This is a genomic window from Carboxydothermus ferrireducens DSM 11255 (genome assembly GCF_000427565.1).
Classification (GTDB): Bacteria; Bacillota; Z-2901; order Carboxydothermales; family Carboxydothermaceae; genus Carboxydothermus; species Carboxydothermus hydrogenoformans.
Window position 1 is genome coordinate 12,890 of record NZ_ATYG01000026.1, and the last position, 23,148, is coordinate 36,037.

Here is a 23,148-nt window from a genome sequence, read left to right on the forward strand (position 1 = left end):
TAAATAGCGAGCTTTTTCAATATTTAATTTCTCTGCCGTTATTTCTTAAAAATGTTGGGATCAATCCCCCGCTGACGTAACCACTTGGGCAGCAACTCCTGGTCTACTCTTCTACTTACTTCGGGAGCTTTTGCTTTCAAATATTCAGCCAAACTTTCACTACAGTTCAAACCACCAGCAGCCCCGTCAAAAATGATAACCTTATCCGTTTTTGCTACTTTATAAGCATAAGCCATTGCCGAATCTAAGTCCCTGGCAATCACTGCATACTTCATATAATCCAAGTTTTGCGGATCTCGGTCCATCAAGTCAGCTTGCTCCCGCCCAACTACTACAGTAGGTATTTGATGGGCAAAAAACGCGCTGGGATATCCACCCCAGGCATAATTATGGACAACCATTTTAATGGCAGGATTTACTGGGGGTACATTTTCAATTAATGGCTTCCCTGACTTATCGTAAAAAGCTTCAGTATACCAGGTGTACGGTGGAAGAGGGTTATCCAGGTCAAAAAGATCAACGTTTGCTCCAACAAAGTTAGCAAAAATTACTCCCGCAGCAAAAACATACGGAACGGGTGCAGGAAAATCCAAGCCTGCTATACATTCGTCAATTTCACCAAGCAAGGTCATAATCTTCCCGTAGTACCGCAAACCATCAGCAGTAATTTTTTCGTTCAAAGCGAGAAGGTCATTATCGGCTTCAATAGATACTACTCCTGCTGGTGACATATTCATGAAAGTTGCAAAGGCAAATTTACTTTGCACGAACTCGGAGGCAAAAATTGCCCGGGCTGTGAAATTTGCTCCTCTGGGCCCAAGGTTTTGGTGATACGTTGATCTGGTCTCTATCCGGGCATAGGACATACCAAACGGCTTTACTGCCCGGTCAACGTGCCGGTGGAAGTGGACTTCACGTACGTCGCTGTTATGAACATGGACAATCCAGTCCGCATCGTAGACCGCTGCAATTCCATAAAGAGTTCCTATCTCGGTCTCAATTGGTATTCCTTTATCTATGGGAGCTACCCCTTTGGCTTTTCCGTTAAATGCTACATCTAAACCAAAGGCTTTAATATATTCCTCTGTTTCCCTGAAGCGTAACCCAACTCCTGCCCGCAGTCTTATATCCGTTGCTCCCGTTCTTTCGGCAATAACTTCCCTTACCGTCTTTAATACCTCAGCATAGGGTTCACCGCCAAGCAAGGTAAATCCATGATGGGATGCCAGGATGTTAACCGAATCACCTGGTTTTATCATGCTCATATCAACTTTTTCCAGAGCCTTAATAACATTTTCGCGAATCGCCGCAATCCCTTTTTCCGAAGGATAAATCACATCCGGGGTATCCGCGAACAATTCTTTTAGCTTTACACTTGTCATTTCCGGATAATCCGAAATTCTTTTGGTCACATACTTGGGATCAACACCATATTGCGAAACTCTTGGTTTAATCGGGGGAATTACCTTAGCAGCCATTTACTTATCCTCCTTTCTGCTGCTTTTTGCCGCTAAAACTTTGTCCAGTAATTTAATATCTTCGTCAAAATAGAACCCTCTACTTGAATATTTTTCTTTTACGCTTTCAGGAATTTCCCAGACTGTGGGTGTTCTTCCATACCATTGATAGCCATCTGGTTTTTCAGGAGTAATGCCCGCAGCTTCCAGTAACCGTAAAATTGGCTCAATGCATTCGACCTTACACCCTGTACGAACACCTGTTTGTAAGGAAATTTCTTCCGGCGATTTAGCACCTTTTAAAATAGCTGCCGCAACTTCTTCAGCTCTGGTCGCAGTACAATAACAAATAATTTGTTCCGGATGGAGGCGGGCTTTTTTACATAATTCCTCAATTTTTTCTGCATCTACTGTTGAAGGATCAACATAAACTGTAAACGGTTCTTCCCTTTTTACCATATTTATGGCATATTGCGGACATCTTTGCTCACAAGCTGCACAGCCTCTACACATTTCAGCATTGATTACCGGTTTTTTATTCTCAATTTTGATAGCCAAAACCGGGCAAACTTTAGCACATGTCTGACATCCAATACACTTATCATAATCAACCTGCGCAAGCATATTAACAACTCGCATAAAACCCCTCCTCGCAGTAGTAATAATGTTTGGTATTTAAGAACAGAATATTAACAACTACTTTTATTTAAGGACCAGACCATATCTGCCTTTCCCCCTTCCTTTACATTTCTTTGCTTTGTTTTGTATTATCAAACTGTGTTTTGATTTATTGGCACAATAAAACTAATTTGTTACAAAATAAAACTACCTACTTGATGTTTGATAGCCCAAACGCTTTGATATTTCTAAGGCAGCTTCTTTAACACTAACAATTAATTCTTGTATTTTCTCCTCGGTCATGCGTATTGAAGGACCAGCAACACTAATAGCTGCAACAACTGTATTTTGACTATCCCTGATAGGAGCAGCAACGCACCTTAACCCTATCTCAATTTCCTCTCTGTCAAGACTATAACCATTTTCCCTAATCAAACTTAGTTCTTCATGTAATTTCTTGGGATCTGTAATCGTGTTAGGAGTAAAATATTTAAGCCCCTTTGTGCGAATTATTTCCTCTATTTCCTTCTCGGGTCTAAAAGCAAGAATAGCTTTACCTACACCAGTACAATGCATTGGAGCCCGTCGCCCAATTTGCGAGTACATTCGAATAGCATTTGGTCCTTCCACTTTTTCAATATAGACAATTTCTCCCCGGTCGTGAACAGCCAAATGAACGGTTTCACCGTATCTTTCAACAAGATCCTGTAAAAATGGCAAAGCTACAGCCCGTAAATCTAATCCTTCTTTCACCCGATTACCCAATTCTAATAACTTAAGACCCAGGCGGTATTTTCCTGTAACTTGGTTTTGTTCAACATATCCCCAATGTTCAAGGGTCCTGAGTAACCCAAACACAGTGCTTTTATGCAAGCCTAAACGGTTGGCAATTTCCGTAACACCTAATTCCTTTTCCTTAAGGCTAAAAGTATCTAATATTCTTAAAGCCCGATCAACCGATTGAATAAGAGTATCGTTATTGTTTTTTTTCATTATTTCAACCTTCCATCAATAAAAACTACGTAATCAATTTGTTTCCTCCCTTACTTAAGTTATTATTTTCAACATAAATCTTAAATTTCCTTTCAAAATTTGTATAAAAATTTTACTTTTTTCAATTCAATAGAAAACTTTATTTTTAAACTCTAATCAATTTTCTTGGATAGTCGGTTAATATTTCATTTTCATTTTCACCGACATAAATTACATCCGTTATCCTTGGTCCTCCAACGTCCCGATGATATATAGTTGGTAATAATAAATCTACTACCATTCCAACCTCAATAACATCCTGACGTCCTTTTCCGATAATTGGGTAAAACTCCGATTGCCGTAATCCAACCCCATATCCTATAACATCAAGATAGTATTCCTCAAAACCTGCCCTTCTGATCACTTCTCTGGCAGCCTCATCCACTTCCCAGGCTTTTGAACCAGGCCTCAAAGCCGCAATGGCTTTTTCCTGTGCTTCTAACAAAAGATTAAATACCTTTTCATGTGCAGCAGAAATTTCTCCTACAGCAACAGTGCGACACATTTTTGCACAATAACCATTGTAAGTTGCACCGAGGTGAACAACAACTACCTCGCCTTCTTCAATTAATTTAGTACTTGAATGAGGGTGGGTAAGCAGGCAACGATTACCGGAAACAATTTGCGGTCGAAAAGGTAAACCATTTGAACCCGCCTTTAACATAGCGTATTCAGCTTCTGCCAATACATCGAGCTCACTTATTCCCGGCTTTATTGTTTTTATAGCAGCCTCCATTCCCTTACAAACAGCAAAAGCTGCTCTCCGAATCATTTCCACTTCATTCGGCTCCTTAACAGCCCGGACACGGTAAAATAAATCAGCCGCATCAACAAAGTTTGACTCCGGAAAGTTTTGCCGCAAAACATCATAAAAAGCAAAAGGCACAAAATATCTTTCAAATCCAATCCGGGGAGCGTGAAAACCATAAGCCTTGATTCGCTCCACAACCTTACTTCCCAGGCTTTCTTTGGGAAAGAAATAACCAAAAGTTTTTAAACCTGATTCTTGCTCTACGTAATCAGCATCGAGCCAAAGCGTTATAGCACATGGGTCATCTTTTAATGGAATTAAAACAGCCATACATTCAATTTGCGTTAAGCCGGTAAAATAAATTAGGTTTTCGCGATTTACTACCACCAAAATATCTATATCTTTTTCGGCCATTAGATTCTGTATTTTTTTTATCCGATGAATTAAGTTATCCTTCAAATTAACACCTTCTTTCAATTCTTAAGTTTGCAAAAAAGGGGTGGGGGTGTTGCCAAAACACCCCCATAGAAGGTGCTTAATTTCAATTTATCAATTTTTAGCAAAAGTTTATTGCTGTTCATTATTTATTTTTTTAAAATCACCTTTTTCAGCTATCAGTGAAGCTATGACGCCAAATACAATTGCCCAGAAAGGAGCGCCAATATTAAATAAAGAAATACCGCTGGCAGCCACAAAGAATGCTACCATCGCTCCCTTGCGAAACTTTTGACTAAATGCCCCTTCAAAAACACTTATAAATACTTCAAACATAGCTAAGCCAGCAATGACTTGCATAAATTCCTTGGGAGCCAACTTCGCACTTTCAACCCCAACTTTCGCTAATAAGCCCACCAATACCCAAAAAACTCCTTCAAAGAAAGAAGCAATCCAGCGGTACTCTTTGGGCCCTGCAATATCACTAGAACAAATAGCTGTACTTGGTCCAGCCGTTACTGCAGTGTGACCAGCAAACAAACCATTAAAAAATGTAGCAATCGAGGGAATAAAATACATTGCATTTATTGGTGGCTTATATCCCCTGGATAATAATACCCCAACCGCTTGGATGTTTTGGACACCAACTACCATAAAGAACAGTGGAACTCCCAAGGTGAGTAAACCTTTTAAACTAAAACTAGGAGAAACAATTACAGGCTTTGCAACTTCCCATTGTATAGGAACATTCTTGGTTAATCCAAAGTATTTCAGCAATAGTACACCAACAATCAGTGATACCACAACTCCAGGTATCTTACTTGATAACCCTTTAAAATAGTACCATATAAAATAAATAATTACCATTATGCCATAAACTGCTGGCGTGGTCAAAGCACTTGTAAAAGCATTTAATCCAAAGCTCAAAAGTACTCCGCCAACCATCCCCAGCATTATAGGAATCGGAATATGTTCGATAACAGCTTTAATAGCGCCTGTAGCCGTAAGGATAATAACAAGCACAGCTATGCTAAAATAAACACCGACCGCTTCGTGTATATTTCCACCAGAAGCTAAATACTTGCCAATTAACACTGAACCTGGTATACTGTAAGCTATCACGAGGGGAACGCGATAGTAAAGTGAAACAAACATTGTTGCTAACCCAGCAAAGAAAAAGATCGCAAAAATCCAGGACACTGCAATATCATCAGGAAGGTTACCTTGCTTGGCTGCACTCATCACAATTAAACCTGGCCCCATGCTGCTAAATAACGCACCGATTAATCCAGTAGTTAATCCGGGAAAAGAAAGATTTTTAACGAGTTCTTGAAAACTTTCGCCAATATTATAACCTTTCTCCATTAAGTTATTAGAAATACTCATCTTTACCCTCCTTCGTATTAATCTACTTTTTCCTTACAAAAATTCCATATCTAGTTCATTTTTTCTTTTTTTTCTTCTTTTTTTCTTTTTTTCTTCTTTTTTTCTTTCTTTTTTCTCTTTTCCTCACCCCCATTAGCAAATCATAAAAACAAAACATCATAAAAAACTTCCAACATTTTCAAACATTATCCTTCCTTTTAATTCATATTTTCCCTCCTCTTGTATTAATGTCTTATATTATCAAACATTGTTTTGATTTAAGAAAATAAAAATAAAATTTTTAATATTTTAGTTGTTCTATAATACCAAACACTGTTCTTATTATTAATTTTCGACATAAATTTAAAAATTCCTTCACAGTCTACAAAATTTTTTATATTTATATCTTTTAGTTGCAAGGAAGGAGTTAAATCATTTCCTTTTCTTGTATATTGCGGGTCTTTGGTCGTTTTGATGGCCAGAAATTGCGGATCTTGATTACCGTTATTTATTTTTCGTCATGGAACCTTTTGCTATTCTAAGAGTTGTTCAGGTGTCATTTATTTATCCCCTTCCCGCATTAAATAATATAGTCTGAAGACATTTTCAGAAATTTTTTCAAGCAGTTCTTCCGCTCTTTCCATAGCTTCATCTAAAGTCATTGGGCGGTTAACTATGCTGAATAAAGCTGTTATACCCTCGGCATATAATTTTTCGTAACCTGTATTAAGGGAACCGGAAATACATACTACTGGCTTGCCAAATTTTCTTGCCACCCGGGCAACTCCCAAAGGGACCTTTCCGAACATAGTCTGGTAATCCGTTGCTCCTTCTCCAGTAATAATTAATTCCGCAGTTTTTACTACCTCAGGAAACTGAGCAAGTTCCATAACTATTTCAATTCCCGGCCGGAGTTTTGCATCTAAGAATGCCAGCAAAGCAGCTCCCAGCCCACCTGCAGCTCCTGAACCCGGGACCTCAGCCACATCTTTTCCCAGGTATCTTTTTATCATTGTAGCTAGATGCCTTAAATTTTCATCCAGAACTTTTACCATTTCAAGGGTTGCACCTTTTTGAGGTCCATAAACTGCCGAAGCACCTGTTGGACCACATAGCACATTCTTCACATCACAGGCGACTACAATATCGGTATCTTTGATTCTTGCATCAAGGCCTGAGTAATCTATCCGCTCTATTTTATAAAGTTCTCCACCTCCAAAACCAATCTCACGATCGTTGCTATCAAGAAATTTTACACCCAAAGCTTGGGCCATCCCCACACCACCATCATTGGTAGCACTGCCGCCTATTCCTATAATTAATTTTCTGCATCCCTCATCAAGTGCCGCCCTTATAAGTTGACCCGTGCCGTAAGTGGTAGTTATCATAGGATTCTTTTCCTCAGTTTTCAAAAGATTAAGCCCGGAAGCCGCAGCCATTTCAATTACTGCGGTACCATCTGGTAGTACACCGAAAAAAGAATCTATTTCCCTTCCTAAAGGATCAAGAACCCGGGTCTTTACAAGTCTTCCACCCAGAGCACACATTATGGCCTCTACTGTGCCCTCTCCACCGTCGGCCATAGGAATTTTTATTATTTCAATTTCTGCATCTATTTCGGATGCAGCTCTTTTAATACCTCTCTCAATAGCTAAGGCAACTTTTAATGAACTCAGGCTTCCTTTAAAAGAATCGGGGGCAACAACTATTTTCATTAAAGGAACCTCCTCCATTTTTTTCTTGATCTACTTGATTTAATTTTATTTTAATAATTTATTAAATGTAAATGTAATGGATTTTTGTTATTAAATAATGGGACAAAACTAACTAAAATAAATACCCTGCCGTAACAGCAGGGTTTATACTTGCACTTCTTTAAGAAAAGTAACTTACAACACAGGATATTTCCATTTGTAAAATTAAATGCCAAACAATTTTTCAGCATTATATCTTGCAATTCGGGCAATAACTTCGGGCGATACCTTGTTTAGTTTCAGGTACTGGACAGCTTTTGGAACACTCAAGGGATCGTTGGGCTTGAGGTTACTATAATCACTGTTAAGAACACCCCGTTGGAATCGTTCTAAATTGTGGAGGAGTACCTGCGGAGTAATTCCATCGGACCGGATGGTAAGTCCGGGAACAGCCCCAAATCCCTCGATTAAATCAAGAATATCTAAATTAGCGTGATCAATAATCACTTTTTCTGGTTTTATACCGACGGAAGCAGCAATTTCAAGCGTTTCATTGGTTATTTCCATCCTCTTCTGTGGCGGAGTATGAATGATCACTGGCAACTGGAATTCCTTAGCGATAATTAACTGCTCGCGGAGGACATCCTGTTCCAACCGGCTACCCTCATGCAGGCCGATTTCTCCTAAACCGATAACCCCGTCCCTTCTCAACCAGTGGGGTAATGCTTCAATTACTCTGGGCCAATCTTTCGGAATTCCCATCGGGTGAATACCAACAGCAACAAAAAGCTTGATGCCGTTTTTCTCAGCATTTGTCCGCGAAAGAGTTAACATCTGGTGAAAATGATCAAAAAGTGTCTCCGCATGCTGAGCTCCAAAAAATAAGGAACAGCCAATAATTTTTTTACTCCGGTCAGGGCCATGTTTTCGAGACCCTCGTACGGAAGTAATGAAACATGGGTATGAGAATCTACCATTTCCACCATGCTGCATACTCCTCTCTTATTTAGCTAAACTAATTATGGCTTAATGTACGCAAATCCTTCTGTTTGCTTCCTGGCAATTTCTGTTATGCCGGCCGGTACAACTGTTACAAATTCGGGCAAACTCTCTTTAGCAATCGATTGAGCCTTAAGAGCGTTCTGGCAAGCAACAAAGTTTACCCCTATTTCAGCTAACTTCTGCATTTGTTCTACTAGCATTTTATTTGTTTGACCATTGCTTTTGAAGGCTGAAACTGCTTCTCCATTAGCTACTACTTCGATGTCAGCATTTCCTTGGCCCACATCGTTTAAAAAATTATTGATATTCATTATTACCCTCTGCCATTTATCAGGTTCGTTAATATGAAACACAAGCTTAAGCCTATTCATCGGTTTAACACCTCAACTTTCATAAATTAAAGTTATGATTTTTTTTACAGCGAATCCTCCTAAACCAGTTTGATTGATTTTCAAGATTTTCTTTAAAAGTAATGTAGCATAGAAAAATTTTCTTGTCCAATTAGTTTATCTTATGAAAGTTATTAGAAGGAGAGATATCGGTATTTTTCAATTAACGTTAGGACTAATACCCGTCTCTTTAATCGAAGGCTTTGTTACTAACCCTATATCTTTCTAAAATCTTATTTAGTCTATCAATTTTATCTTTAATATCCTCAGCCCCAACAATCTCTGTAACAAGCGCTATACACTTGGCTCCCAAGTCGAGAACCTCCTGAATGTTATATTCTTTTATCCCACCTATAGCAACAAAGGGTATACTTGAGTTTGCAACAGCCCATTTTAGATATTCTAGTCCAACCGGGGGTATTGCATTATCTTTAGTATTCGTGGCAAAAAGCGGTCCAACACCTGCATAATCAGCTCCTTCCTTTGCTGCTTTTTTCAGCTGTTCGGGAGAATGAGTAGAAACTCCAATTATATATTCATCCCCTAAAATCCTCCGAGCCTCTTTAACCGGATAATCGTCTTGGCCAAGATGAACCCCATCCGCGTCAACCATTTGACACAAATCCACATGGTCATTTACAATCAAAATGGCCCCATATTGTCTTGTCAGTTCTCTTATTTTGAGGCATTCATAGTATTTTTCCTTCAGTGACTTATATTTCTCTCGATACTGAATTATCTTTACTCCAGCTTTTAGCATCTCAGAAACAACTTTAAGATTTTCTCTACCACGGGAAAACTTCTCGGCAGTTATGCAGTAGATATTATAGTCTTCAAAAAGTCTTAACTTTTCCAGCTTACTCATCCTCCACCACCATCCTTAACACCTCATCGGCCTGAATTGCAGCAACGGCCGTTACTTTAGGAGCATAAGGTTTTTTATCTTTGACAGAAGTTGCAAAATCACCAACAATAACAAAGTTCCTACCTCTTTTGATTTGTATACGCTCACAATCGCCAAAGCCAGCTACTCCGGAAGCACCAACAACCTTTTTGTTTAGTTTCATAGCTGCTTCGAAAATTAAAGCTTTTGTTGTTTCATCATCTACAGCCTCCACAATAACATCATAGGACATAATTATTTTTTCAACATTTTTACTATCAATTTTTTCAACTGCTATGGCAATATTTGCTCCTGGATTAATTTGGGTAAGAATATCTTTTAAGGCTAATACCTTAGGTAGACCCACATGCGCCAAAAAATAACCTTGCCTATTTAAATTTGTAAGCTCAACCCGATCAAAATCAACAATCTTCAAATTCTGAACCCCGCAACGAACCAGCATCCAAGCAATGTGTGACCCAAGCCCTCCACAGCCAATAATTAGTATTTTTACTCTATTTAGCTTCTGCAATAAATCATCATCAAAATAATTTTTCAGCATTAAATTAAAGGAGTTCATAAGGCCTTACACCTCTTATCCAATTTGTAAACTCTGGCCTCAACCCTTTTTTTCTTATAACCTCAATTATCTCAGCTACCATTCTTCGATCTTCAACTTCAAACTGCCCTTGGGAATCCTCCTTTTTGCTAAAATACCCTCCGACAGTTGTTTTGGAACCGGCTGACATCTTTGTAATGCAAATGTCCAGAAGAGCATCTCGTAAGCTTGGCCTCTCCCGCGTCGAAAGATTAATACCAATCCGGGGCAAATAGAGTCTGGCCACAAGCAAAAACTTAATAAACTCTTTATCGGATACCACATGTTTGGCCTTAAATGCCGTATTGGCAGCCCTTAATCTTGGAAAAGAAATCGCAATCTCCGCTTGAGGATACTTTTTCATTAAATAGTCAGCATGTAAAATTGCCGAATACACATCCAGTTTGGGCAAAGATAATCCTAAAAGCGGTCCTATACTTGCCGCTTTAAACCCCGCTTTTAATGCTCTTTCCGGAGTATAAAGCCTAAATTCATAATCTTTTTTTGGACCAAAAAGATGCAGCTTTTCATAATCTTTCTTTATATACGTTTCTTGATAAATGGTAATACCTATAACCCCAATTCTTGCTAATTCTTCGTACTCTTCTTTGGAAAGGGGATAAACTTCGATTGAAACCTCTGAAAAATATTTAGTGGCAAGCTTACAGGCATTTTTTATATAGGCAAAAGGCGAATTTTTCCTGTCCTCACCGGTTAAAAGTAAAATAGAGTCAATTCCCTCACTTTTTATCTGCTGCATTTCTTCTTCCATTTGCTCTAAACTAAGTTTTTCCCGTGGGTATTTTCTTAGTTTGGAAAAACCACAGTAAACACACCCATTTTCACAAAAGTTAGCTATATACAATGGAGCATACAATAAAATAACTTTTCCAAAATTAAGTTCCGTAATTCTTTTGGCTTTTTTTGCCATAAGTTTTATTATTTCTTCATCCTCAACATTTAAAAGCTTGACTAAGTCAATTTTATCCAAATAGTCTTTTGCTAAAATATCCAAAGCTTCAGAAAAGGAAGGAACATATTGCTCATACCTAAAATAAAGTTCAAAACATTTTTGTAAATAATCAAGCACAGCTAACACCTTCTAACCTTTTTAAATCAAACTCTTTATCCCTTTATAAAATCTTCAAGAGGAGACGATGCCTGAGCATATTCGTACTCTTTTAATAGTCCAATCTCATAAGCAAGCCTTCCCGCTTCAACTGCTTTGGAAAAAGCCAGGGTCATTACCAAAGGATCTTTTGCCGTAGCAATGGCAGTATTGATTAAAACTGCATCAGCCCCAAGTTCCATTGCTTGTGCAGCATGAGACGGTCGGCCAATTCCAGCATCGATTATTACAGGTATCTCAACTTCAGCAATTATTGGCTTTAATAAAACTTCACAACCAATCCCTTTGTTTGTTCCGATAGGTGCTGCAAGGGGCATTACCGCCGTAACACCAATCTGTTCAAGCTCTTTAGCGATGTTTAAATCAGGGTAAATGTAAGGAAAAACTTTAAATCCTTCTTTCACCAGAATCTCACACGCCTTGAGGGTCTCATAGTTATCTGGAAATAAGTATTTCGTATCTTTTTCAATTTCAACCTTAACCCAGTCAGAAGAAGTCAACTCTCTGCCAATTTGAGCAATTTTGATAGCTTCCTTATAGTTTGTTGCCCCCGAAGTGTTTACCATAATTACTGCCTCTTTGGGAATAAACTCTAAAACACTTTTTTCATGTTTTGTATTGAGACCAATTCTGCGAACAGCCACAGTAAAAACCTCAACCTTTGCTTCATAATACATCCTGGAAATTAAAGCATAATCCGGTAACTTACCTGTGCCAACAAAAAGCCTTGATTTTAACGTTCTACCGCCAATAGTAAACATGTAATCACCTTCCCTGGTAAATTTTTAACTATTAACCCCCACCCACAAAACTAACAATCTCCACATAATCATCATTTTTGAGCAGGTACTCTTCCCAGCTTTCCCTCTTGATAATTTCACCATTTACCAAAACAGCACATGAAGATTGGTTGAGTTTTAAGTAATCAAGTAATTCTTTAATACTTCCCGTAAATTTCAGCTCTTTGTCATTGACCTTAAGCATGAACTCCCCCCTTTCTTCAACACCAAATAAAAAACCGCCATTTCGCCGGCGGTTTTCTTATGATGCCATTTAAATACTTTAAATAAAAAAGCCTTTAATGCCGGTTGTAATTAGCATTAAAGGCTTTAACGTCGTCTTTTTCCCTTCGCCGGCATTACCCGGAGCAGGTTCCAAGGGTCAAGGCACAGGGTTTTCGGTGCCTACTCTCAGCCGAGCTTACCCCCTCAGCTCCCCTAAACCATATTTAGTTTTTTTTAATTTTAACAACTTTTGTTAATCATTTCAAGTTAAATTTCACTTTTTGTGACAATCCAATAGATTTTTAGTCCTAATGCTAATACAATCATTAGAGACATTTACCCATACTACTTAGCGAAGAGCCAATATCATTGTTTTAGCGAAATGTCCTTTTCGATGGAGATTGGTAAATTGATATTAATTTTTATCTAAATTTTTTTGGAAGTCAATTCAACAGCTTGGCGGATTGCTTCTTTCATACTTAATTCATTTGCAATTCCTTTTCCAGCAATGTCAAAGGCGGTGCCATGGTCAACACTTGTCCTGACAAAAGGAAGGCCTGCAGTAATATTCACCCCAACTTCTAACCCCAATACTTTGACAGGGGCATGGCCTTGATCATGGTACATAGCAACAGCAATATCAAAATCGCCTCTGATAGCTCTGTAAAATACCGTATCTGCTGGCAAAGGACCAATCGCATTTATTCCTTCTTGTTGAGCTTTTTTAATCGCTGGGATAATTTTTTCTTCTTCTTCTCTGTAGCCAAATAATCCATTTTCGCCAGCATGCGGGTTTATTCCACAAACCGCAATTCTGGGATTCGAATAACCAGCTTTTTTTAAGATATCATGAGCAAGTTTTATAACTTTGTATACACGATTCGGGTTAATCATATCTATAGCATCTTTTAATCCCACATGTGTTGTTACGTGTATGACTTTTAATTTGGGTGCAGATAGGATCATTGCAAAATCTTTTGTGTTTGTTAGCTCTGCCAATATCTCAGTATGGCCAGGATACATATGACCTGCTTTATGCAGTGCTTCTTTATTTAGGGGTGCTGTACAAATAGCATCAATCTTACCTTCTTTTGCTAGTTCAATAGCTTTTTCTAAATAGCGAAAAGCTGCATCTCCAGCTTTTGCTGAAACTTGTCCAAAGGGAATATCAGGAGGAAGTAAATTAAGATCCAAACACTCAACTATCCCAAATTTAAATTCTGCTTCATCGATATTCTGAATCGGTTTAATATGAAGTCCAGTATGGATAAAAGTTTCAGCCCGTTGCAGTATCTTTGCATCGCCTATAACCAATGGTTTACAGATTGCATAAATTTCAGGATCGCGTAGCGCCTTCATTATTATCTCTGGCCCTACTCCTGCTGCATCTCCCATAGTAATTCCGATTACCGGTCTTGACATATCACCTATCTCCTTTCAAAAAGTGTACTGCATTAATAAGAGTTCTTTCTGTTCCAAAAGCACCGGCTTTCGTAATTGCCAACAAATTACCAAAGCCAATAAGTTGGCTTATTGGGACCCCTGGTTCTAGTTCTTTAATCAACTTCAAACCTCTAACTCCAAGGTGTTTGCATACTGATTTTGCTGTATCTCCTCCTGTTAAAATAAGTCCTTGCAAAGGAATTTCCTTAATAACTTGGCTTGAAATGATGCCAAGAGCATCTGCAATTCTATTCGATATTTGGTTTTGCGGAATATTAAGAAGTTTTCCTATTTCTTGTGTCTTTTGCACAATTTCAGGTGACGAATTGACATGAAAAGCCACATCAAATCCTTTTTTTAATGCTAATTTTATTTCAACGAGGCAACGAGAAATTTCATTATTATATTGTTCATCTTTTAAAACATTTAATGGGTCCAGTTTTACCGAAGTTACGTTAGGTTGTTTAAGTATAATTGAAAGCTGTTGCTGAGTTATTTTTGAAATGCTTCCAATAACAAGCAATACCGGATTTTCTGTTGAAAGTAATTTAAATTGCGATATGTCATTAAAGGTAAACTCAAGTGCATCTAGTAAAGACTCTGCTAGCCCAGCTGAACCAACCCAAAGAATTTGATAGTTGCTTGAAGAAAGATATTCGGTTACGATTTTTAAGTCTTGACTTGTTTTAGAATCGAATACTATTAGCTGGACATCTTTTTTTAATAAATTATCAACTTTGGCTTTTATATTTTCAATCCCTGATCGTATTGTTTGCAGGTTAACTAAGCCAATATTTCTTTTTGATTGACTCGATAATAAAGATACTATATTGGAATCTTTGACAGGGCATATAGGATCATTTGCGATTTCAGTTTTATCAATCGGAACTCCATGTAAAAAATGTTGCCCTTCAATTGTGGTTCGGCCCATTTTAGGATAAGCCGGCACTATAGCTGCAAAATCAAAAGTAATAACATCCATTATGGCATCTATTTCTGCACCAATATTTCCACGAAGTGTAGAATCTATTTTTTTATAAATTAGCTTGTATCCTTTAGGTTTTAATACTTGAGAAACTTCTTTTATTTTTTGATAAGCAGCAGAAGAAGTAAGAGAACGGCTGTCAGTATCAATAACAACTACATTCACATTTTTAGCATCTTCAAAAAAGTTTTTTGCATCAAAGATAACCAAGGTTTCTAGTCCTTTTTGGGTAAATTGAACACCGGTATCTGAGGCCCCAGTTAAATCATCGGCAATAATAGCAATTTGTTTCACATTATACCACTTCCTTTTTTCTCTAGTTTTCTTTATCAGTTTTTATATTTTTTCATTTTTTAGAGAAAAGTAAAAATTGCAGTACATATAACATTTTAGAATTTTAGGGGTCAAGGAACCACACATTTTGAAACTTGCTTACCCTTGACCCCTATAACATTTATCCTAATGTAAGATTCAGATATAATGCTTTTATTCAAAATTTTATGCGGCATTGTTATTTACAACACCGATACGTTTTGCCCACCAAGCGGTTATAATTGGAACCAAAAATGCAGTAACAATAACTGACGAAGCTACTATTGCTGTAGCCGCTGGTGCAACTGGAGCATAGGCATGGTTTGCTGATGCAACTACAGCTGGGACTGCTGCAGCATTTCCTGCAGTGGATGCAGCCGCTAACCCGGCTATTCCGTTACCACCTGTTAACCGATCAGCAATAAATAACGCCGTTCCTGTAATAACTACTACAGCAACGCCCACCAAGATACCTACAAGTCCAGCCTTCCATACATCAAGCAAATTCATTTTGGCTCCAAGCCCAAAAGCAAAAAACGGTATTAATACTGGTACTGCTCTACCTAAAAATTCCCTCAGTTCTTTATCTAAATTACCCAAAATCATACCAATTATAAGAGGAAGTATTGCTCCAACAAGCATTTGCCATGGAAATGCTGAAAGTCCTGCCACTCCTAATGTCACCATTGTAAAAAACGGCCCAGATTCTAAGCTCATAACAGAATAAGCTGCTACGTCTTCTTTTTTGCCAAATTGTCCCATTAAGGCCATATATAAGCCACCATTTGTATCATTCATCGATGCTACAAGAGCTAAAACCGAAAGTCCGACAAACGGACCACTTTTTATCATTCCTTCTCCAAGAAATTTGGCACCTATAACTCCTACGATAACTCCAATTAATATTTTTGTAATCCATAAAGCTCCACCTTTTTTTAAAATGTAAGGTGTCGCTTTAAAATCTATGGTTGCTCCCATGCATACAAAAAATACTGCTAAAATTGGTAAAGCGCCGGTTAGTAAAGCTCCTGTAAAGGATCCAAATGTGTTTGCTGCATTTGGAAAAAGTGTATTAATTAATGTACCCAAAAAAAGGGGAATGACCATCATACCACCAGGTACACGTTCTAAAGTTGCTTTAATTTTCATTTGGCTCCCTCCTTGCAAAATTTTAGTTTAAATAAATTAGATTATTCTAAAAAATTTACATAAATTATAATTAGACCAAAATTAAAAATTTACGAAATTTAAGCTTATTTCTAATTCAGAAGATATCGAGAAATTCTGCAAAGCATTTAGTATAGCAGTTGCAATGTTTTAAGGTGATAGTCCCCCTCTAAAAAAAGGGGGGACTGCTATAAACTTTTATGCATATAAATTGAATCTTTAAAAGGTTGAAATAAGTTTATATATTCCAAATTCTCTATGTTTCAGAGCCTCGGCTTTGGTAAGCTTGCCATTGCAAACTTCTAACATTTCACTAAATAACCGTTCGCCTGCTTCCCGAATAGTTTCATCTCCTAAAATTATCGTGCTTGCATTAAAATCGATATTGTCTTCCATCTTTTTAAATGTATCAGGGTTAGCAGTAATTTTTATTACTGGAGCTATGGGTGAGCCAGTTGGTGTTCCTCTACCTGTTGTAAAGATTACTAGTTGCGCTCCACCTGCTGTCATCCCTGTTATCGATTCAATATCCTGTCCTGGGGTATCCATAATATAAAGCCCTTTACCTGTTGGTGCCTCTGCGTATTCCAAGACTCCCTGTACTGGTTTAGTACCTCCCTTATATATACATCCAAGGGATTTTTCTTCTATGGTACTTATACCACCTTCGATATTTCCAGGGGTTGGCTGTCCTCCACGCATGTCAACTCCCATTGTTTTGGCTTTTTCCTCACACCTTCTAACTATTTCTAGAAGCTTTTGAGCTACTTCCTTGGAAACTGCGCGTTTAGCAAGTAAGTGTTCGGCACCAATTATTTCTGTAGTTTCCGAAAACATTGAGGTGCCACCAAGCTCGATTAGCTTATCTGAAACATAACCTGCTACCGGATTTGATGCGAGCCCAGAGGTTGTATCAGATCCTCCACATTCAACCGCCAATATTAAATTTGTGATATCTACTTCTTCTCTTTTAAGCAAAGAAACTTCCTGGGCCATTTGCCTTGCCAGTCTTGTACCAATCTCCTCAGCTTTTAAAGTTCCCCCACAATCTTGTATAATTATATATTCAACTTTTTTTCCAGTTTTTGATATTTCGTGAGCAACCTTCTCAGTGGGAACCCCTTCACAGCCTAAACCTACAACAAGAACAGCTGCTACATTTGGATTCTTACCGAGTCCTATAAGCGTCTTTGTAACAAGTTCCAGATCAGCCCCAATCTGGCAGCAGCCGTGCTGGTTGGCGAGAGCTACTGCTCCATTTACATGAGAAGCTATCCGCATAGCTACTTCGCTAGCACAAACCGATGATGGAATTATTAACACGTGATTACGGATACCAACTTTACCGTCTGGCCTTACAAAACCTTTGATTTTCATTTTACATCCCCCTCCCAGTCACCCCTACCGCGCAAACTCTCAATGTTGTGGACATGAACATGTTCGCCAACTTTGATGGACTTTGTAGCTCTCCCTATAACCTCACCGTACTTAACCACATTTGCTCCCATCTCAATTTCTTTGAGAGCAAATTTGTGCCCAAAGGGAATATTATCAATTAATTTTATCCTCAATTCTTTACCGTTTACATCCACTAGCACCTCCTCGTTTTTACTTAAGTTTTGTACTGCTGTGGCCACGTTATCTTCAGGATGAGCCACAACTGCAAGTTTTTTCATATAACCACCTCCATTTAATACCTCAAGCAAAGGTCATGCCAACGTTTTATCTGTTAATTGCTAAATACTTTAATACAAATGTTAAAATTTGAAACACTTATTCGTTAAAAAATAAAACCATTGTTGCAAAATGCAACAATGGTTTTCGGTAACGAATTTAATTGAAATTCTTTAGTTTTCTCCATAAAGTTGTTCTACTTATTCCAAGCTTTTTCGCTGCTTCTGATAAATTTCCATCTGTAAATTTTATAACCTTTTTAATATATTCTTTTTCAATTTCGTCTAGTGGTTTTATTTCAAGGAAGGATTGACTTGACACTTTATTTTTCATACTATCTTGATCATTGTATAGTTTAATATCTCTTACATCGATAATATTACCTTCGCAAATTGCGCAGGCTCTTTCGATAATGCTCTCCAATTCCCTTACATTTCCTGGATAATCCCATTTCTTTAAAAACTCCATCCCCCTGGAAGTGATTCCTTGAATATGCTTTTTGCAAATAAGTGAATATTTTTTTATAAAGTATGGTACAAGTACTTCAATGTCCTCTTTTCTTTCCCTGAGAGGCGGTATATGGATTTGAAGAACGCTAATCCGGTAAAATAAGTCTCGTTTAAACTTACCTTCATTAATCATTTCAATAAGATTTCGATTTGTGGCACATATTATTCTCACATCAACCGGGATTAACCTATCATCTCCTATTCTCATCACCTTTTTTTCTTGGATTACTCTTAGCAGTTTTGACTGGAGCCCCATAGGCATTTCACCGATTTCGTCTAAAAATATGGTACCTTTATGAGCAAGCTCGAATAGCCCTGCCTTTCCTCCTTTTCTTGCGCCAGTAAAAGCTCCTTCAGCATATCCGAACAATTCGCTCTCTAATAAATTTTCTGGCAAAGCAGCACAATTTATTGCTACAAATGGACCATTTTTTCTTTCACTTGCATTGTGAATACTTTGGGCAAAAAGTTCCTTGCCCGTACCCGTTTCGCCCAAAATAAGGACTGTAGAATCTAAAAGAGCATATTTTTTTGCTTGATTAACAACATCTTTCATTTTATCACTTATAAAAATAATGTCATCAAACTTAAAAGACGCAATCAATCCTTTATCTGCCAGCCGTCTTCTTATTTTTTGTTCCATATTTTGAATTTCAGCCACATCCTGAAATGTTGCAACTGCTCCTACAACCTCATTACCTACCACAATCGGAACTCGGTTTGTGGCAATTATAGTTCCCGAAATTTCCTGTATTTTTCCGATTTCAGGCTTTCCTGTCTTTATTACCTCGTATAATCGGGTATTAGGTATTACTGTTTCTACTTTTTTTCCTATAACTTCGGAAGGTAGTTTTTTGAATATTTTTTCCGCCATTTTATTATATATAGATATCCTCCCATCTTTATCCACGGCAATAATCCCGTCATGTACAAAGTCAACAATTGTTTTAATCTGTTCGGTTTTTTCTTTTTCTGATTTAATGGCTTCCGCTAGCCTGAATGCTTCACTAAGCGCATTTGCAACCGCTTCTTTACCAGAAATAATTAGCCGACTTTTAAGCCCTAGTTGTGCAGCGCAACAAGCACCAATGGTGTCACCGATGATTATCTTTGCGCCTTTTTCCTTGGCTTCAGCAATTTGAAATAGAGCTTCTGTTTCCTTTTTGATTTCTATTTTAATAAGGTTTAAATTCAATACTTCCCCGATAACCTCAGAACCGTAAATTACATTCATATAACCAGCAACTCCAATAGGTTCGCTATAACCAATCAGTCCTTTAAACTGCCTGAGAATATCGAAGGGGCTAACTTTTATTTCAATTACAGGTATCGATACTGCTTCTCTTATAAGTTGGTAAGTACCACCACGGCTAATAATGATGTCGGCTCCTTTCTTTTCCCACTCCTGTGCTATTTTCACGCCTTCACTTAGATCTCCAAGCTCCAAATTAAAAGCAAAATCAAAATCCTTTTTGACCTCCATAGCTATTTCAAGCAGATTTTTATAAGGAGCAATGAGCACAATATTCACTGTTATTTCCATCCTTTCAAAAAAGGATTGTGCCACTCCCGCCCTTTAGGTAGAATTAAGACATCAAAAGCCAATAACTAATTGTAAAAAGATGAAATTGGTTAGTTTGTGTCAAGATTTAGTAGGAATTTTATCGCGAAAAAAATTTTAACCTATTCGAGGCATCAACATTTAATGTACTTACAGCGGCATTGTTATACATTATTGCACTTTATTACCAGTAACTTAAAAATTTTCCTCCTCTTTTCCCAAAATTATTTTTAAAAAAAGTATCCTACTTTACTTATTTCACCTAATACTACCCTCCATATAACATCAAGCTATTTCGCGTCAACTCCGGTAATACATACATTATCCAGGGCTGACCATGTCCAGGCAAAAAATAAATTCCGAACAATAAAAAGGTGTGAGTTAGATTTAACTAAATAAAAAAGAAACAGATTTAACCTAGGATGAAGCAAAAAAACTTATTTATCTTCCAACAGATTATTGTTACTAAGCTGAGCAGCTAGCAGATTTACAATTTTAATTAAAGTCAGAGTGCCGTGGACTCGAAATAGAAATTTAATATCTAACTTCCTTTTAAATTATTTAAAAAGTAAAGAACTATAAAAAACACTAAAGAGTATTTCTTGCCCCTGTATTTTAAGTATAGTTCATGGCCATATTCTTATCGATAATACAAGCCAAGAAAGACACATATCAGGCGGGTTACCCCGCCTGATTTACTTTACAAATTTAGTGTATTTCCTTTACTTATATTGCTCCTCATATATCTCCAGTAAATTCAATTTCTTTAAAATGCTGCTTGGAGTTAACATTGTGACCTGTACAACTCCTGGTAACCTGCCTATTTGAATGTCACCGGTAATAGTTGCTCTGTTTTTTACTTCAGAGATTGAAAGGCCTGTTAAGTTAGCCATTCTTTCAAGTCCGTTTATTGTTGCTTTATTTAAATCTACACCCGAGCCTACAACCTGAAGTGGGTACATTTCTGTTTCCACATTAAATCCGTAAATCTCTGCTAAATGACGTGCTTTATTCTTCTCTTCTTCAGTATATGGACGGGCTAAATATGGTAAGTCTTCAGGTCTTGGTAAAATGATAGGACCATCAATTTTTAAACCTTTTATTACTTTGACTTCAATAATTACTTCAGCTGCAACATCGGTAGTATGACCAGCTACCTCACCATCCCCCATCATGGCATGGACATCGCCGACATATATCCCAGCTCCCGGAACTTTTACCGGTACAATTATCATTGTTCCTTCACGAACTTCGTTTATATCCATATGGCCGTCTGTTCTTAAAAGAAGTTGTTCCTCAGTAAGCGCATAATCATGAGGAGCACCTAAAAGGAAACTACCAAAATCTCCAGCATTGTGTGAAGATGGCATAGGAACAGCTGGACATGAGCCAATATTCCCAACCATCGGACGAACACGAGTCAACACTCCAGCTAGGTCACCTTTGGCAATAAGGTTTGAGGAATACTGATGTGATTCAGGGGGAATTGCGCTAAAATGACTTGCTTGTTTTGCTATTTCCTTAGCCAACTCTGGAGGAACAGTAATACCTATGGTCCTTTCTTCATTAAAAAGCATTGTATAACCGTTATCTAAATGAAAAGGCTTAACAGGAGTGTGGCAGTTTGCACATTTTATGGCGTCTTCGCCAATCCCATCTACATATGTTTTGGGATTAATTGCTCCACATCCCGGACATCTTTTGGCAACAAAAGGATCACCAACATAATTGCCATCATTAAAACTGTCAGTACCGGATGTCGTTGCTAGCGACAAGACGTTTATTTTCTTTATTTTAATTAAAACCGCATCTCCTACTTCAGCACCTTCAACTGCAACAGGATGAGTAACTTCGTGACCACTAGGATAATCAGGAGTAATCATAGGACCCCAGCACCCGGGTGAAACTCGGGCAACAATTGTTCCCCCATCTACTACAGGGCCTAGCATTGGCTCCCGGGGGTCCAATACCCAAGTCATTTTAGTGGTATGCACAATACGACTTGCCATTTTTCATTCCTCCTTATTTCTCTGAAATTTTTTAGGTTACCCCACATATAGTTTAAAAAATTAAAAATAAATATACGATTAGAATCAAGAATATTCTGCAATATTTAACACTTTACTCTTCTTAATTATTGAAACTTTCTGAAGGTAGAAGCAAAATATCTTGCTAAATTTATGTTATATGAAGTTTTATTTTTATTTTTTCTTAAATAGAAATTTTTCATTTTTAAGCGAGTGTGAAAACCTTAAAATCGTCGTCGAAATCCAAGAATGCCAAAACCCTAAAACATCGACGACATTTATCTGTTTTAAATTACTAATTCGATGCAAACAAATTAAATCCTTCTATCTGATAAGATATAAATTTAACAAAATAAAATTAAAGATAAATGTAGTTTTCCTAGTTTCAAAATTTAAAATTTAAAACATGGCATTCAAATGGAATTTTGTTGCCAAAATCCCCCACGATGAAATTGAACCACCAGGAAAGCCAAAACCAAAAGTAAATGTTTGTTTTAATTCCAAAAGATGTGGAATCTATTTTAAAAGCAATTGATGGCGAACCTGCGTATATGCCAATTTTTCTCTCGGCTTTTTTAGGTTTACGTCGAGGTGAAGCCCTTGGCTTAAAATGGGAAGAAATAGATATGGATAATGGAGTAGTCTTTGTCCGTCGTAATATTGTTTCTGTTAAAGGGAAAACCGTATGAAAAAGAGCCTAAATCAGGTCATGGAAGAACTGTTTTCATGCCTGAAATAGTTAAAAAGGAATTACTAAAAGCAAAGGAAAAAATTAATGAACATAAAAATCTTTTTGGTCCTACTTATAATAATAGTGGTTATATTTGCGTCTATGAAGATGGACTGCCTTTGCGACCAGACTATGTTACCAGAGTATTTATTAAAACTGTAAGAAAACTTGGGTGTTACCGCTCACACTAATTGACCACATTTAGCTCAAATTAAGTGGCCGCAAATATTGCTCACTTTATTTGGCCAGGCAGTTTTTTATACTGCCTGGCCATTGGCATAATTTTATACAGAAAATTCATTTTCAATTACTACCTTGACCATACGGTCATCAATAAGCCGTTTCTGTTCGGCTGCAGCTGCCATTAGACAAGCAATGCACAG

22 protein-coding genes and 1 riboswitch are annotated in these 23,148 nt (G+C 37.5%); of the genes, 2 read left to right on the forward strand and 20 right to left on the reverse strand.

Going from position 1 to position 23,148, the window contains the following annotated elements:
• Positions 1-38: 38 nt before the first annotated feature.
• The 20 genes from CARFE_RS0110140 to CARFE_RS0110240 all read right to left on the reverse strand — a co-directional run bounded on the left by CARFE_RS0110140 (position 39) and on the right by CARFE_RS0110240 (position 22,017).
• Positions 39-1,478 (reverse strand): hypothetical protein, encoded by a 1,440-nt coding sequence (locus tag CARFE_RS0110140; RefSeq protein WP_028052679.1) that lies wholly within the window; start codon positions 1,476-1,478, stop codon positions 39-41.
• A complete protein-coding gene (locus CARFE_RS0110145) occupies positions 1,479-2,096 on the reverse strand; it encodes a (2Fe-2S)-binding protein (RefSeq protein ID WP_028052680.1) in 618 nt (205 codons plus the stop codon).
• A gap of 186 nt (positions 2,097-2,282) precedes the next feature.
• On the reverse strand, positions 2,283-3,068 hold the full coding sequence (locus CARFE_RS0110150) for an IclR family transcriptional regulator (RefSeq protein WP_011344183.1): 786 nt from the start codon (positions 3,066-3,068) through the stop codon (positions 2,283-2,285).
• Between the two features lie 145 nt (positions 3,069-3,213).
• Positions 3,214-4,317: a M24 family metallopeptidase gene (locus tag CARFE_RS0110155; RefSeq protein WP_028052681.1), complete on the reverse strand. Its 1,104-nt coding sequence runs from the start codon at positions 4,315-4,317 to the stop codon at positions 3,214-3,216.
• Between the two features lie 108 nt (positions 4,318-4,425).
• Positions 4,426-5,679 (reverse strand): benzoate/H(+) symporter BenE family transporter, encoded by a 1,254-nt coding sequence (locus tag CARFE_RS0110160; protein WP_179393718.1) that lies wholly within the window; start codon positions 5,677-5,679, stop codon positions 4,426-4,428.
• A gap of 539 nt (positions 5,680-6,218) precedes the next feature.
• A complete protein-coding gene (locus CARFE_RS0110170; protein ID WP_028052683.1) occupies positions 6,219-7,373 on the reverse strand; it encodes a glycerate kinase in 1,155 nt (384 codons plus the stop codon).
• A gap of 204 nt (positions 7,374-7,577) precedes the next feature.
• Positions 7,578-8,186: a TatD family hydrolase gene (locus CARFE_RS14960; RefSeq protein WP_245570781.1), complete on the reverse strand. Its 609-nt coding sequence runs from the start codon at positions 8,184-8,186 to the stop codon at positions 7,578-7,580.
• A gap of 185 nt (positions 8,187-8,371) precedes the next feature.
• Positions 8,372-8,665: a DsrE family protein gene (locus CARFE_RS0110180; protein ID WP_245570782.1), complete on the reverse strand. Its 294-nt coding sequence runs from the start codon at positions 8,663-8,665 to the stop codon at positions 8,372-8,374.
• Between the two features lie 268 nt (positions 8,666-8,933).
• On the reverse strand, positions 8,934-9,608 hold the full coding sequence (thiE, locus tag CARFE_RS0110185; protein WP_028052685.1) for a thiamine phosphate synthase: 675 nt from the start codon (positions 9,606-9,608) through the stop codon (positions 8,934-8,936).
• A complete protein-coding gene (thiF, locus tag CARFE_RS0110190; RefSeq protein ID WP_028052686.1) occupies positions 9,601-10,206 on the reverse strand; it encodes a sulfur carrier protein ThiS adenylyltransferase ThiF in 606 nt (201 codons plus the stop codon). The genes thiE and thiF overlap by 8 nt, the downstream gene beginning before the upstream one ends.
• Entirely contained in the window at positions 10,193-11,314 is a 1,122-nt protein-coding gene (gene thiH, locus CARFE_RS0110195; RefSeq protein WP_028052687.1) for a 2-iminoacetate synthase ThiH, read from the reverse strand. The genes thiF and thiH overlap by 14 nt, the downstream gene beginning before the upstream one ends.
• Positions 11,315-11,349: 35 nt before the next feature.
• Entirely contained in the window at positions 11,350-12,114 is a 765-nt protein-coding gene (locus CARFE_RS0110200) for a thiazole synthase (protein WP_028052688.1), read from the reverse strand.
• Positions 12,115-12,145: 31 nt separating this feature from the next.
• Positions 12,146-12,337 (reverse strand): sulfur carrier protein ThiS, encoded by a 192-nt coding sequence (gene thiS, locus CARFE_RS0110205; protein WP_028052689.1) that lies wholly within the window; start codon positions 12,335-12,337, stop codon positions 12,146-12,148.
• A 123-nt stretch (positions 12,338-12,460) separates the two neighbouring features.
• Positions 12,461-12,582, reverse strand: a riboswitch (TPP riboswitch).
• A 201-nt stretch (positions 12,583-12,783) separates the two neighbouring features.
• Positions 12,784-13,779 (reverse strand): 4-hydroxythreonine-4-phosphate dehydrogenase PdxA, encoded by a 996-nt coding sequence (gene pdxA, locus CARFE_RS0110210; RefSeq protein ID WP_028052690.1) that lies wholly within the window; start codon positions 13,777-13,779, stop codon positions 12,784-12,786.
• Between the two features lies 1 nt (position 13,780).
• Positions 13,781-15,079, reverse strand: a complete 1,299-nt coding sequence (locus tag CARFE_RS0110215; RefSeq protein WP_028052691.1) for a four-carbon acid sugar kinase family protein — start codon at positions 15,077-15,079, stop codon at positions 13,781-13,783.
• A gap of 204 nt (positions 15,080-15,283) precedes the next feature.
• A complete protein-coding gene (locus tag CARFE_RS0110220) occupies positions 15,284-16,246 on the reverse strand; it encodes a 2-keto-3-deoxygluconate permease (RefSeq protein WP_028052692.1) in 963 nt (320 codons plus the stop codon).
• Positions 16,247-16,483: 237 nt separating this feature from the next.
• Positions 16,484-17,641: a UxaA family hydrolase gene (locus tag CARFE_RS0110225; RefSeq protein ID WP_028052693.1), complete on the reverse strand. Its 1,158-nt coding sequence runs from the start codon at positions 17,639-17,641 to the stop codon at positions 16,484-16,486.
• The gene (locus CARFE_RS0110230) at positions 17,638-17,940 is read right to left on the reverse strand and encodes a UxaA family hydrolase (RefSeq protein WP_011344165.1); all 303 of its coding nucleotides are present in this window, start codon (positions 17,938-17,940) and stop codon (positions 17,638-17,640) included. The genes CARFE_RS0110225 and CARFE_RS0110230 overlap by 4 nt, the downstream gene beginning before the upstream one ends.
• A 157-nt stretch (positions 17,941-18,097) precedes the next feature.
• On the reverse strand, positions 18,098-19,978 hold the full coding sequence (locus tag CARFE_RS0110235; RefSeq protein ID WP_028052694.1) for a sigma-54-dependent Fis family transcriptional regulator: 1,881 nt from the start codon (positions 19,976-19,978) through the stop codon (positions 18,098-18,100).
• 752 nt (positions 19,979-20,730) lie between these two features.
• Positions 20,731-22,017 carry an acetamidase/formamidase family protein gene (locus tag CARFE_RS0110240; RefSeq protein WP_028052695.1) on the reverse strand — a complete coding sequence of 429 codons (1,287 nt, stop codon included), beginning with the start codon at positions 22,015-22,017 and terminating at the stop codon, positions 20,731-20,733.
• A 503-nt stretch (positions 22,018-22,520) separates the two neighbouring features.
• Here CARFE_RS0110240 and CARFE_RS0110245 point away from each other — a divergent pair.
• Entirely contained in the window at positions 22,521-22,724 is a 204-nt protein-coding gene (locus CARFE_RS0110245; protein ID WP_028052696.1) for a site-specific integrase, read from the forward strand.
• A 37-nt stretch (positions 22,725-22,761) separates the two neighbouring features.
• On the forward strand, positions 22,762-22,956 hold the full coding sequence (locus CARFE_RS16310) for a hypothetical protein (RefSeq protein WP_028052697.1): 195 nt from the start codon (positions 22,762-22,764) through the stop codon (positions 22,954-22,956).
• The last annotated feature ends 192 nt before the right edge of the window (positions 22,957-23,148 follow it).

Bases quoted from the DNA above. Each gene is read 5' to 3' on its own strand.
- CARFE_RS0110140 (WP_028052679.1), bottom strand. From the start codon at position 1,478: ATGGCTGCTAAGGTAATTCCCCCGATTAAACCAAGAGTTTCGCAATAT.
- CARFE_RS0110145 (WP_028052680.1), bottom strand. From the start codon at position 2,096: ATGCGAGTTGTTAATATGCTTGCGCAGGTTGATTATGATAAGTGTATT.
- CARFE_RS0110150 (WP_011344183.1), bottom strand. From the start codon at position 3,068: ATGAAAAAAAACAATAACGATACTCTTATTCAATCGGTTGATCGGGCT.
- CARFE_RS0110160 (WP_179393718.1), bottom strand. From the start codon at position 5,679: ATGAGTATTTCTAATAACTTAATGGAGAAAGGTTATAATATTGGCGAA.
- CARFE_RS0110170 (WP_028052683.1), bottom strand. From the start codon at position 7,373: ATGAAAATAGTTGTTGCCCCCGATTCTTTTAAAGGAAGCCTGAGTTCA.
- CARFE_RS14960 (WP_245570781.1), bottom strand. From the start codon at position 8,186: ATGTTAACTCTTTCGCGGACAAATGCTGAGAAAAACGGCATCAAGCTT.
- CARFE_RS0110180 (WP_245570782.1), bottom strand. From the start codon at position 8,665: ATGAATATCAATAATTTTTTAAACGATGTGGGCCAAGGAAATGCTGAC.
- thiE (WP_028052685.1), bottom strand. From the start codon at position 9,608: ATGAGTAAGCTGGAAAAGTTAAGACTTTTTGAAGACTATAATATCTAC.
- thiF (WP_028052686.1), bottom strand. From the start codon at position 10,206: ATGAACTCCTTTAATTTAATGCTGAAAAATTATTTTGATGATGATTTA.
- CARFE_RS0110200 (WP_028052688.1), bottom strand. From the start codon at position 12,114: ATGTTTACTATTGGCGGTAGAACGTTAAAATCAAGGCTTTTTGTTGGC.
- thiS (WP_028052689.1), bottom strand. From the start codon at position 12,337: ATGCTTAAGGTCAATGACAAAGAGCTGAAATTTACGGGAAGTATTAAA.
- pdxA (WP_028052690.1), bottom strand. From the start codon at position 13,779: ATGTCAAGACCGGTAATCGGAATTACTATGGGAGATGCAGCAGGAGTA.
- CARFE_RS0110220 (WP_028052692.1), bottom strand. From the start codon at position 16,246: ATGAAAATTAAAGCAACTTTAGAACGTGTACCTGGTGGTATGATGGTC.
- CARFE_RS0110225 (WP_028052693.1), bottom strand. From the start codon at position 17,641: ATGAAAATCAAAGGTTTTGTAAGGCCAGACGGTAAAGTTGGTATCCGT.
- CARFE_RS0110230 (WP_011344165.1), bottom strand. From the start codon at position 17,940: ATGAAAAAACTTGCAGTTGTGGCTCATCCTGAAGATAACGTGGCCACA.
- CARFE_RS0110240 (WP_028052695.1), bottom strand. From the start codon at position 22,017: ATGGCAAGTCGTATTGTGCATACCACTAAAATGACTTGGGTATTGGAC.
- CARFE_RS0110245 (WP_028052696.1), top strand. From the start codon at position 22,521: ATGTTTGTTTTAATTCCAAAAGATGTGGAATCTATTTTAAAAGCAATT.
- CARFE_RS16310 (WP_028052697.1), top strand. From the start codon at position 22,762: ATGCCTGAAATAGTTAAAAAGGAATTACTAAAAGCAAAGGAAAAAATT.